Origin of the sequence: Streptococcus sp. 2106, from assembly GCF_013277315.1 — a bacterium.
GTDB lineage: Bacteria > Bacillota > Bacilli > Lactobacillales > Streptococcaceae > Streptococcus > Streptococcus pseudopneumoniae.
The window spans coordinates 7,268-17,208 of the sequence record NZ_VMMS01000001.1; the positions used below are offsets into that span (position 1 = coordinate 7,268).

The window sequence follows — 9,941 nt, forward strand, 5'->3', positions numbered from 1 at the left end:
TGCTGTGCTGTGCTGTGCTCATGGTAGTATCCTTTCTTAGCTTTGTCAAGCTTTTGTAATTTTAATTTTATAAAAAATTAAGTTGGCTTATCCTATCTTTGTAATACTTAATTTTTAATAAATTACAGCTTCATTTTATCAAAAATAGGGGTTGAAATCAAAAGTGTTCCCTAATCTCAATTTCTGATTTTCCTTTGTCAAAATTTACAATCAATTTTGCTTCTTTAAAGCTTCTATTTCTTTCAATGTAGCCTGATAGTCTCTTTTTATTTCCATTTGTTTTCTCATTGATTTTTCAGAATACATCTTTTTCTTTAGCTGCTGTGCCTTTTTTTCTAATTTATCTAATTGGTCACTGAGTTCAATAGAGTTTCTAAGATTACTTGTTTCTAAAACTTGTAATTCTTTCTTACCAGTTTCTTTTACAAAACTCTCATAAACATCATCTAAATCATTTCCCTCAAAGTCAATGCTTACATCATCATTCGTCTGAAAGCGACGGACAATCTTAAAGTGCTTGCCATCCTTTTCTTGACTTAATGGTTCTTTATAATGAATAAGAAGTTCTTCTTGACCTTGTGGATATTTTAATACAAAGACTGTGTAAATCCCTAATCTTATATCTAGCTGTTCTAATAAAGTTAAGGAATCATCCATTTGTTCAAGTTCTATTTCTAAAACCATGATTTGCTTCACTTTTTTTCCAGCAGGAATATTAGTGGTACTTGTATCAATCTGATGAGTAATTTGAATTGCTCTAATCTGTTCTCTTAAATCTTTCTTATCTTTCACAGAAACATTAAGATTATCAAAAAAATCACTATTTCCCTTTTTATGAGGTCTATAGAGAAGGTGAGGTTTTGATAAGGCTGTATAGGACGGAAATCTAATCATCATAATCCCCTTTCATCAATATAAAGAAACAAATTAACTCAAAATCATCCATTCCCTCAATGCTGGTATTCATCAAGTCAACAGATCCAAAGTTAAATAGGGCATCCATCGTTGAGATCTGATCATGTTCCATTAGTTGATCGATTGCCTCTTGAAGCAATTCCGAATAAACAACCATTTCTTTACCATCTTTTGTTTGACGATTGAACTTGTCTACCACATGACTCAACGGTTTACTTTGACCCCGACAAATGCTACTGAGGTGCTCCAATATTTTCTTGCTTTCAGACGGAGATAACAGTAGTTCTCCATTTCTATTGATGTAGAGGATATAATATGGATGAAGCTGATTTTGATTATTTTTTCCTTTTATCTGATCTTTATTTTTTAGGACGAAAATGACACCTTCTGATTCTTTATTGGAGGCAGGTAAAATAGCTTGCAATCCTTTTGGAACTCTTTCTAACTCAGGATGTTCTTCCAAATACTTAAGAAGGTCTATGCGATAATCTTCTAATCCCAAATCCATAATGGAAATACCATCATTCATCTCCTCTAAATCGACCACTTCATCTCTAAGACGTTCTAATTGTTTTCTTCGATAATTATTATCCTCTATTTCTTCACTAGATAAAACATTATCATCAGCTGTTGAAGTCAAGACAGAAATTTTCATCCTCGATTCAACCCTAGACTTAAGATCGATATATTCATCTAACTCAAGGTTTGGCCAAAAGTTAACCAATTGAATGTATTTATTTTGACTACCAATTCGATTCACACGACCAAATCGTTGAACAATACGGACAGGATTCCAGTGGATATCGTAATTGACCATCATGTCTGCATCTTGCAAGTTTTGACCTTCGGAAATCACATCTGTTGCAATTAAAAGATCAATCTCACTCTCATCACCAGGAAACAGAACATCACGAGATTTTGATTTAGGAGAGAAATAAGTTAATAAAGAATTGAGGTCTTTATTTTTAGTTTCCAAAGTTGTTGCAAAGCCTTTTGTACCTGAAATCTGAGCAGTGTAAAGACCATACTTATCCAAGACATACTGACTAATATGTTTATAAAGGTAGTTCGTTGTTGTCGCAAATGCGGAGAAAATAATCAACTTTTTATTACCAACATTGATTGGATTTGTTAGTTTCTCATCTATCAAGGTAAAAAGAGTCTGAAGTTTTTGGTCTTCTTGTGGCGTTATTTTACTGATTAGATCTTCTAGCTCTATCAATACTGCAAAATCTTGTTCTAACTCGACCTTCCAACTACGATAATCCATATCTTGTAAAGCAATACGATTTTTCTTACCAATAGAGAACTCGAAATTACTATCTTCCAAATCAAAATCATCTTCATCAAGATGAGAATCAAGAGATAAATGATCCAAGCCTGTTAATTCATATTCCTCGATAGCCTTTAAGGTCTTTTCTACATAATCTTTAACAACATCTATTAAAGTATATCGAAAAGCTGCAACAGAACTTTCTAAACGTTTGAGCAGGTTAATCATCATCAGTTTTTTGATACCAGACTCACGACCAAACTGAGTTAAATTCCCTATTATCCCTTCTTTACTTTTATCGTATTTAGCTCTCTTTGATGGGTAAATATGTATTGATGGTTGATAGATAGTCAACTGTAGTTTATCAAGTAAATGATATAATTTTTTATAGGTAATTCCGAGATTTGAAACCGTTAAATCAGGTTCAAAATTAAGAGGTTTTAAGCGCTGCGGAAATTCTCCAATAGCTTCTCTATCATAAAATTCGCGAATATGTTTTCTACTTCTGGCTATTGTTACACTATCTAGTACTTTAAAGAAATCAAAATCTAATGTAGATAGCAATTTATCTGTTGTTCTCTCTTCTGCAGGTAGATCAGCCCACTTATTATAAGCAGATTGAGCATTTCTGAAAATATCGTTTATAGATGATTTTGTTTCTAATTTACTATCAATTTGATCCGTATCTCCCTCATAGGCTAAAGCAATTTGATTTTTCAAATCATTAAAGCGATTATTAACAGGTGTGGCTGATAGCATGAGTACCTTTGTAGGAACACCAGACTTTATGATGCGATTCATTAAACGGCTGTATCGATTTTCTCTTCCCTCGGATAAGTCATTTTCGCTAGAGCCTCCATTTCTAAAATTATGGGACTCATCAATAACAACCAAATCATAAGTATGCCAATTATTTAAGGACAGATCAATTCCATTAGAGTGTCCTTTATCTCTACTAAGATCTGTATGATAAAGCACGTCATAAAGCAAATGTCTATCATAAATTGGATTATTTACATAATCATGACGATACATATTCCAGTTATTTTCTAACTTTTTAGGACAAAGTACTAAAATACGTTTTCCTCGATAAGCATAATAAGTCATGACCGCTAAAGCTGTATAAGTCTTCCCTAGACCAACCGAATCCGCTAGAATACATCCATTAAATTTTTCTAATTTAGAAATGATCGATTTTACTGCATCCTTTTGGAAATCATATAACAGCCCCCAAATTTTACTTTCTTTATAGCCAACCCCTTCATTGGGTAAAAAGTCTTCATTTATATCTTCTAAAAATTCATTGAATAAATTATATAGCATCACATAGTAAACGAACTCAGGAGAATGTTCTTTATGAGCTAGGTTTAAATTCTCCAAAAACTCTTCTGTAACATCACGAAAATAATCATCTTCTTCCCAAAGATTATCAAATTCATCTAAATAATTTAAACTAAGTGGTGCATGATAGAGGTTTCTACTCGTTTTAAATAGAGAAGCTTCATATCCTAATTCTTTGCGATCAAAGTTTTTCAAACGATCTACTGCCACTACATCATCCGAATTTTCAATTCGAATACCATTTGGCATTTCATCTGTTTCAATATTAATCGATTTGAATTGCGCTTTTCTTCGGATCCAATCAGCACATTCACGAGCAATCGCTTTTTGGGTCAGCTCATTCATCAATTTCAGTTCATACTTGCCACCAAAGATCGATTGTTCCCGTTCTTTTTTGGGTATCGTATATTCACGGAAATATGTTTTGGTTTCATCTGTTATAAAAGTCGGATTTGTAAAAATAAATTTTAACTCTTCTATATTCTCCAATTCCTCTTTCAACTGCTGATAAGCAAACATAGAAAAGGTTGCTGCTGCAATCTTGACTCGGCTCTCTGATTTCAATTCTTTCTTTAACTCATCTCCAAGACGAATTGATCGATTATCAATTTCCATAATTCCTCCTTGTTAGACTATTTCTACTATTATATCATTCTTTGCAAATTCAAAATAGACTTTTTTTCTTCTTTCTAATACTCAATGAAAATCAAAGAGGAAGCTAGCCGTATGCTGCTCAAAACACTGTTTNNGTCAGTCACATATATACGGTAAGGCGACGTTGACGTGGTTTGAAGAGATTTTCGAAGAGTATAAAAAAGGAAAGCCCTGCGGCCTTCCCTTGTCTTACTTGCGTTTCTTCTTCGCTTTTTTCATTTTATTCGCCATGCGTTTCATGGACTGTTTCATGGCAAATTCACCGATTTTACCTTTGAGTCCGCCACCAAACATTTGGCTCATATCTGGCATTCCTGCTCCTCCGAGAGCTGATAAGTCAGGCATACCACCTTGTCCCATCATTCCTTCAAGGGCAGACATATCCACTCCTCCCATATTTGGCATATTTTTAGGAAGGTTGTTTGGATTGATTCCCATTTGCTTCATCATCTTGTTCATGTCGCCAGACATAACACCCTGCATGAGCTGTTTAGCCTGGTTAAAGTCTTTAATGAATTTATTAACTTCGACAAAGGTATTTCCAGAACCAGCAGCGATACGACGGCGACGGCTTGGATTTAACAAATCTGGATTTTCACGTTCTTCAGGTGTCATGGAAGACACAATGGCACGTTTACGAGCAATCTGACGCTCATCTACCTTCATGTTTTGAAGGGCTGGGTTGTTAGCCATACCTGGAATCATCTTGAGCAAGTCTTCCATTGGCCCCATGTTTTGCACCTGATCCAACTGATCGATGAAATCATTGAAATCAAAGGTGTTTTCACGCATCTTCTCAGCCATTTCAAGGGCTTTTTGCTCATCGTATTCCTGAGAAGCTTTCTCAATCAAAGTGAGCATATCCCCCATACCAAGGATACGGCTAGACATGCGATCTGGGTGGAAGGTCTCAATGTCCGTAATCTTTTCACCTGTACCAGTGAACTTGATTGGTTTTCCAGTAATGTGACGAACAGATAGAGCCGCACCACCACGAGTGTCCCCGTCAATCTTAGTAAGGATAACCCCAGTCACTTCCAACTGAGCATTAAACTCACGCGCAACATTGGCTGCTTCCTGACCAATCATGGCATCAACCACGAGCAAAATTTCATTTGGTTGAGCCAATGCTTTTACATCACGAAGCTCATTCATCAGAAGCTCATCAATCTGCAAACGACCTGCCGTATCAATCAAGACATAGTCGTTGTGATTGGCTTGGGCTTGCTCCAAGCCTTGACGTACAATCTCAACAGCTGGTACTTCTGTTCCAAGTGCAAAGACAGGCACATCAATTTGTTGCCCCAAGGCCTTAAGCTGATCAATGGCAGCTGGACGATAGATATCCGCCGCAATCATCAAAGGACGAGCATTTTCTTCTTTCTTGAGTTTGTTGGCCAATTTACCAGCAAAAGTTGTTTTACCAGCCCCCTGCAAACCGACCATCATGATGATGGTTGGAATCTTAGGTGACTTGATAATTTCTGCTGTATCAGAACCTAAAACGGTTGTCAGTTCCTCATCAACGATTTTAATAATTTGTTGCGCAGAATTAAGGGTATCAATGACCTCATGCCCGACTGCACGCTCACGAACTTTCTTGATAAAGTCCTTTACAACAGGCAAGGCAACGTCGGCCTCAAGCAAGGCCAAGCGAATTTCTTTGGTTGCCTCTTGGACATCAGATTCAGAGATTTTTCCTTTTTTACGTAGATTTTTAAAGACGTTCTGCAAACGTTCTGTTAAACTTTCAAATGCCATTTTTCTTCCTCTTATTCTCTATTATCAATGCTTGTTAAAATGTCTATCTGCTCCTGCAGAAAGTCATCCTTGGGATAGCGCTCCAAAATCTGGTCAAAAATCTGACTGCGGACAATGTAGTCCGAGTACATGTGCAATTTCATCTCATAATCTTCCAGAATCTTTTCTGTCCGTTTGATATTGTCATAGACAGCCTGACGACTAACGCCGAACTCCTCGGCAATCTCAGCAAGGCTGTAATCATCAGCGTAGTAGAGCTCTATATAATTCATTTGCTTATCTGTCAAAAGCGCTGCATAAAATTCAAAGAGCGCATTCATACGATTGGTTTTTTCAATTTCCATAACTTTTATTATACCAAAAATTAGCCTAATCTACCACACTAGGAAGCCAATCCAAGAAGATAGCGAGCTAAATTTGAAAAAACAAGAGACTAGCCCCAAGTAATTTCCAATTGATAGCTGGCAAAGGGATGTCCCTCTTGATTTTGTAGTTGATAGTCTAAATGAATCTTTTGCCCATTAACTTGATAATGGTTCGTTTGGATGATAAACTCCTGCATGCCCATTGGTGTAGGAATATAGGCTAAACTATCACTATCCTTTAGAAAGCGCATAATGGTCTTGGGATTGGAAAATCGGCTCATCACCAGTTCTTGACCATGAAATTTAATCACCACTTTTTCCTTTTCCTCATTATAGAAAAGCAGGTAGCTATAATCTCCCTTTTCATGCACTTCTACATCATAAAGCTGGTCAATCACTTCCAGCTGCTCATCAAACTGAATCGTATTTCGCATCCGAATCTTCACATCAAGTCCTCTTTCTTGTCTCTTGTCCTACTATTTTACCAAAAACTCTAGCTTTTTGCTATAATGGTCATATGAACGAAAAAGTATTCCGTGACCCAGTTCACAACTACATCCATGTCAATAATCAAATCATCTATGACTTGATTAATACAAAAGAATTTCAGCGTTTGCGCCGGATCAAACAACTGGGAACTTCCAGTTATACCTTCCACGGTGGAGAACACAGTCGCTTCTCTCATTGTCTTGGAGTCTATGAGATTGCTCGACGCATCACGGAGATTTTTGAAGAAAAATATCCTGAAGAATGGGATCCTGCTGAGTCTCTCTTGACCATGACCGCTGCTCTCCTCCATGACCTGGGTCATGGTGCCTACTCCCATACTTTTGAACATCTCTTTGATACAGACCATGAAACCATCACTCAGGAGATTATCCAAAGTCCTGAGACAGAGATTCACCAAGTCTTGCTGCAAGTAGCGCCAGACTTTCCAGAAAAGGTTGCCAGTGTCATCGACCATACCTATTCTAACAAGCAGGTCGTACAACTCATTTCTAGCCAGATTGATGCAGACCGCATGGACTATCTCTTGCGTGACTCCTATTTTACAGGAGCATCCTATGGGGAATTTGACCTGACTCGCATCCTCCGAGTCATTCGTCCTGTCGAAAATGGTATCGCCTTTCAGCGCAATGGCATGCACGCCATCGAAGACTACGTCCTCAGTCGCTACCAGATGTACATGCAGGTTTATTTCCACCCCGCAACACGCGCCATGGAAGTTCTCCTACAGAATCTTCTCAAACGCGCCAAGGAACTCTATCCTGAGGACAAGGATTTCTTTGCCCGAACTTCTCCACACCTCCTGCCTTTCTTCGAAAAAAATGTGACCTTGACTGACTATCTGGCTCTGGATGATGGCGTGATGAATACCTACTTCCAGCTTTGGATGACCAGTCCTGACAAGATTCTTGCAGACTTGTCGCAACGCTTTGTCAACCGCAAGGTCTTTAAATCCATTACCTTTTCACAAGAGGACCAAGACCAACTCGCTAGCATGAGAAAATTGGTTGAGGATATCGGCTTTGATCCCGACTACTACACTGCCATTCATAAGAATTTTGACCTCCCTTATGATATCTATCGTCCCGAATCTGAAAATCCACGGACACAGATTGAGATTTTACAAAAAAATGGTCAACTGGCCGAACTCTCTAGCCTGTCTCCTATCGTCCAATCCCTTGCTGGCAGTCGCCACGGAGATAATCGCTTTTATTTTCCAAAAGAAATGTTGGACCAAAACAGCATCTTTGCAAGCATTACCCAGCAATTTTTACACTTGATTGAGAACGATCATTTTACCCCAAATAAAAACTAGAAGAGGAATTTTATGAGTATTAAACTAATCGCTGTCGATATTGACGGAACCCTAGTCAACAGTCAAAAGGAGATTACTCCTGAAGTCTTTTCTGCCATCCAAGATGCCAAAGAAGCTGGTGTCAAAGTCGTCATTGCAACTGGCCGCCCTATCGCAGGTGTTGCCAAACTTCTGGACGACTTGCAGTTGAGAGACGAGGGTGACTATGTTGTGACCTTCAATGGTGCCCTTGTCCAAGAAACTGCTACAGGGCATGAGATTATCAGCGAATCCTTGACTTATGAGGATTATCTTGATATGGAATTTCTCAGTCGTAAGCTCGGTGTCCACATGCATGCTATTACTAAGGACGGTATCTATACTGCCAATCGCAATATCGGAACATACACTGTGCACGAATCAACCCTCGTCAACATGCCTATCTTCTACCGCACACCTGAAGAAATGGCTGACAAGGAAATCGTCAAGTGTATGTTCATCGATGAGCCTGAGGTTCTCGATGCTGCAATTGAAAAGATACCAGCAGAATTTTACGAACGCTACTCTATCAACAAGTCTGCTCCTTTCTACCTCGAACTCCTTAAAAAGAATGTAGACAAGGGGTCAGCCATCACTCACCTAGCTGAAAAACTCGGATTGACCAAAAATCAAACCATGGCTATCGGTGACGAAGAAAATGACCGTGCCATGCTGGAAGTCGTTGGGAACCCCGTTGTCATGGAAAATGGAAATCCAGAAATCAAAAAAATCGCCAAATACATCACTAAAACAAATGACGAATCCGGTGTTGCCCATGCCATCCGAACATGGGTACTGTAAGAGGGTATGAATAGACGAAAACCGCTCAGTTGAGCGGTTTTTATAGTAAAATGAAATAGGAATAGGACAAATCAATTTCTAGTAATGTTTTAGAAGTCCAGATACACTATTCTAGTTTCAATCTACTATAGTATCTAATTACATACCCCCTGCTGGAATCGATAAATAGAAAAAACCTTATTTTAAGGCTCTTCCTATACTATTTATCAATAACCCTCTTTTAGAGTATGTCCGTAAGTTTGAATAATTTGTTGTATATCTTTATGCCTTAGTAATCTTGAAACAGCCCATATATCAACACCTTTTGATAATAGACTTCCTGCGAAACAAAATATGGTAGAATAGTTCTATGAATTATGAAGCAAGTAAACAACTAACTGATGCACGATTTAAGCGTCTTGTTGGTGTTCAGCGTACCACTTTTGAAGAGATGTTAGCTCTATTAAAAACAGCTTATCAACTTAAACACGCAAAAGGTGGACGAAAACCTAAATTAAGCCTAGAAGACCTTCTTATGGCCACTCTTCAATATGTGCGAGAATATCGAACTTATGAACAAATTGCGGCTGATTTTGGTATTCACGAAAGCAACTTACTCCGTCGGAGCCAATGGGTTGAAGTAACTCTTGTTCAAAGCGGTTTTACGATTTCAAGACCTCCTCTCAGTTCTGAGGACACGGTAATGATTGATGCGACGGAAGTAAAAATCAATCGCCCTAAAAAAACAATTAGCGAATGATTCTGGTAAAAAGAAATGCCACGCTATGAAGGCTCAAGCGATTGTCACAAGTCAAGGGAGAATTGTTTCTTTGGAGATCGCTGTGAACTATTGTCATGATATGAAGTTGTTCAAAATGAGTCGCAGAAATATCGGACAAGCTGGTAAAATCTTGGCTGACAGTGGTTATCAAGGACTCATGAAGATATATCCTCAAGCACAAACTCCACGTAAATCCAGCAAACTCAAGCCGCTAACAGCTGAAGAGAAAGC

At 38.1% G+C, this 9,941-nt stretch carries 7 protein-coding genes and 1 pseudogene; 3 read left to right on the forward strand and 5 right to left on the reverse strand.

The features are described from left to right. Nucleotides 1–210: 210 nt before the first annotated feature. The 5 genes from HT723_RS00040 to HT723_RS00060 form a co-directional block, all read right to left on the reverse strand. Nucleotides 211–894, reverse strand: a complete 684-nt coding sequence (locus HT723_RS00040; RefSeq protein WP_172934397.1) for a DUF4391 domain-containing protein — start codon at nt 892–894, stop codon at nt 211–213. Continuing rightward, nucleotides 887–4,144: a helicase-related protein gene (locus HT723_RS00045; protein ID WP_172934398.1), complete on the reverse strand. Its 3,258-nt coding sequence runs from the start codon at nt 4,142–4,144 to the stop codon at nt 887–889. Before HT723_RS00045 ends, HT723_RS00040 begins: the two co-directional genes overlap by 8 nt. 228 nt (nt 4,145–4,372) lie before the next feature. Then, the gene (gene ffh / locus HT723_RS00050; RefSeq protein WP_050208481.1) at nt 4,373–5,944 is read right to left on the reverse strand and encodes a signal recognition particle protein; all 1,572 of its coding nucleotides are present in this window, start codon (nt 5,942–5,944) and stop codon (nt 4,373–4,375) included. Between the two features lie 11 nt (nt 5,945–5,955). Next, nucleotides 5,956–6,288: a putative DNA-binding protein gene (locus HT723_RS00055; protein ID WP_050208479.1), complete on the reverse strand. Its 333-nt coding sequence runs from the start codon at nt 6,286–6,288 to the stop codon at nt 5,956–5,958. Between the two features lie 89 nt (nt 6,289–6,377). Further along, nucleotides 6,378–6,755, reverse strand: a complete 378-nt coding sequence (locus tag HT723_RS00060; protein ID WP_023941313.1) for a DUF1934 domain-containing protein — start codon at nt 6,753–6,755, stop codon at nt 6,378–6,380. A gap of 71 nt (nt 6,756–6,826) precedes the next feature. On the opposite strand from HT723_RS00060, the gene HT723_RS00065 reads away from it, so the two are divergent. The 3 genes and pseudogenes from HT723_RS00065 to HT723_RS00075 form a co-directional block, all read left to right on the forward strand. After that, a complete protein-coding gene (locus tag HT723_RS00065) occupies nt 6,827–8,131 on the forward strand; it encodes an HD domain-containing protein (RefSeq protein ID WP_172934399.1) in 1,305 nt (434 codons plus the stop codon). A gap of 12 nt (nt 8,132–8,143) precedes the next feature. Then, entirely contained in the window at nt 8,144–8,950 is an 807-nt protein-coding gene (gene yidA, locus HT723_RS00070) for a sugar-phosphatase (RefSeq protein WP_000023513.1), read from the forward strand. A gap of 349 nt (nt 8,951–9,299) precedes the next feature. After that, a pseudogene (locus HT723_RS00075) lies at nt 9,300–9,941 on the forward strand (transposase family protein); the annotation flags it as partial.

Coding starts and splice junctions, on each gene's coding strand:
- HT723_RS00040 (WP_172934397.1), bottom strand. CDS start 894: ATGATTAGATTTCCGTCCTATACAGCCTTATCAAAACCTCACCTTCTC.
- HT723_RS00045 (WP_172934398.1), bottom strand. CDS start 4,144: ATGGAAATTGATAATCGATCAATTCGTCTTGGAGATGAGTTAAAGAAA.
- ffh (WP_050208481.1), bottom strand. CDS start 5,944: ATGGCATTTGAAAGTTTAACAGAACGTTTGCAGAACGTCTTTAAAAAT.
- HT723_RS00055 (WP_050208479.1), bottom strand. CDS start 6,288: ATGGAAATTGAAAAAACCAATCGTATGAATGCGCTCTTTGAATTTTAT.
- HT723_RS00065 (WP_172934399.1), top strand. CDS start 6,827: ATGAACGAAAAAGTATTCCGTGACCCAGTTCACAACTACATCCATGTC.
- yidA (WP_000023513.1), top strand. CDS start 8,144: ATGAGTATTAAACTAATCGCTGTCGATATTGACGGAACCCTAGTCAAC.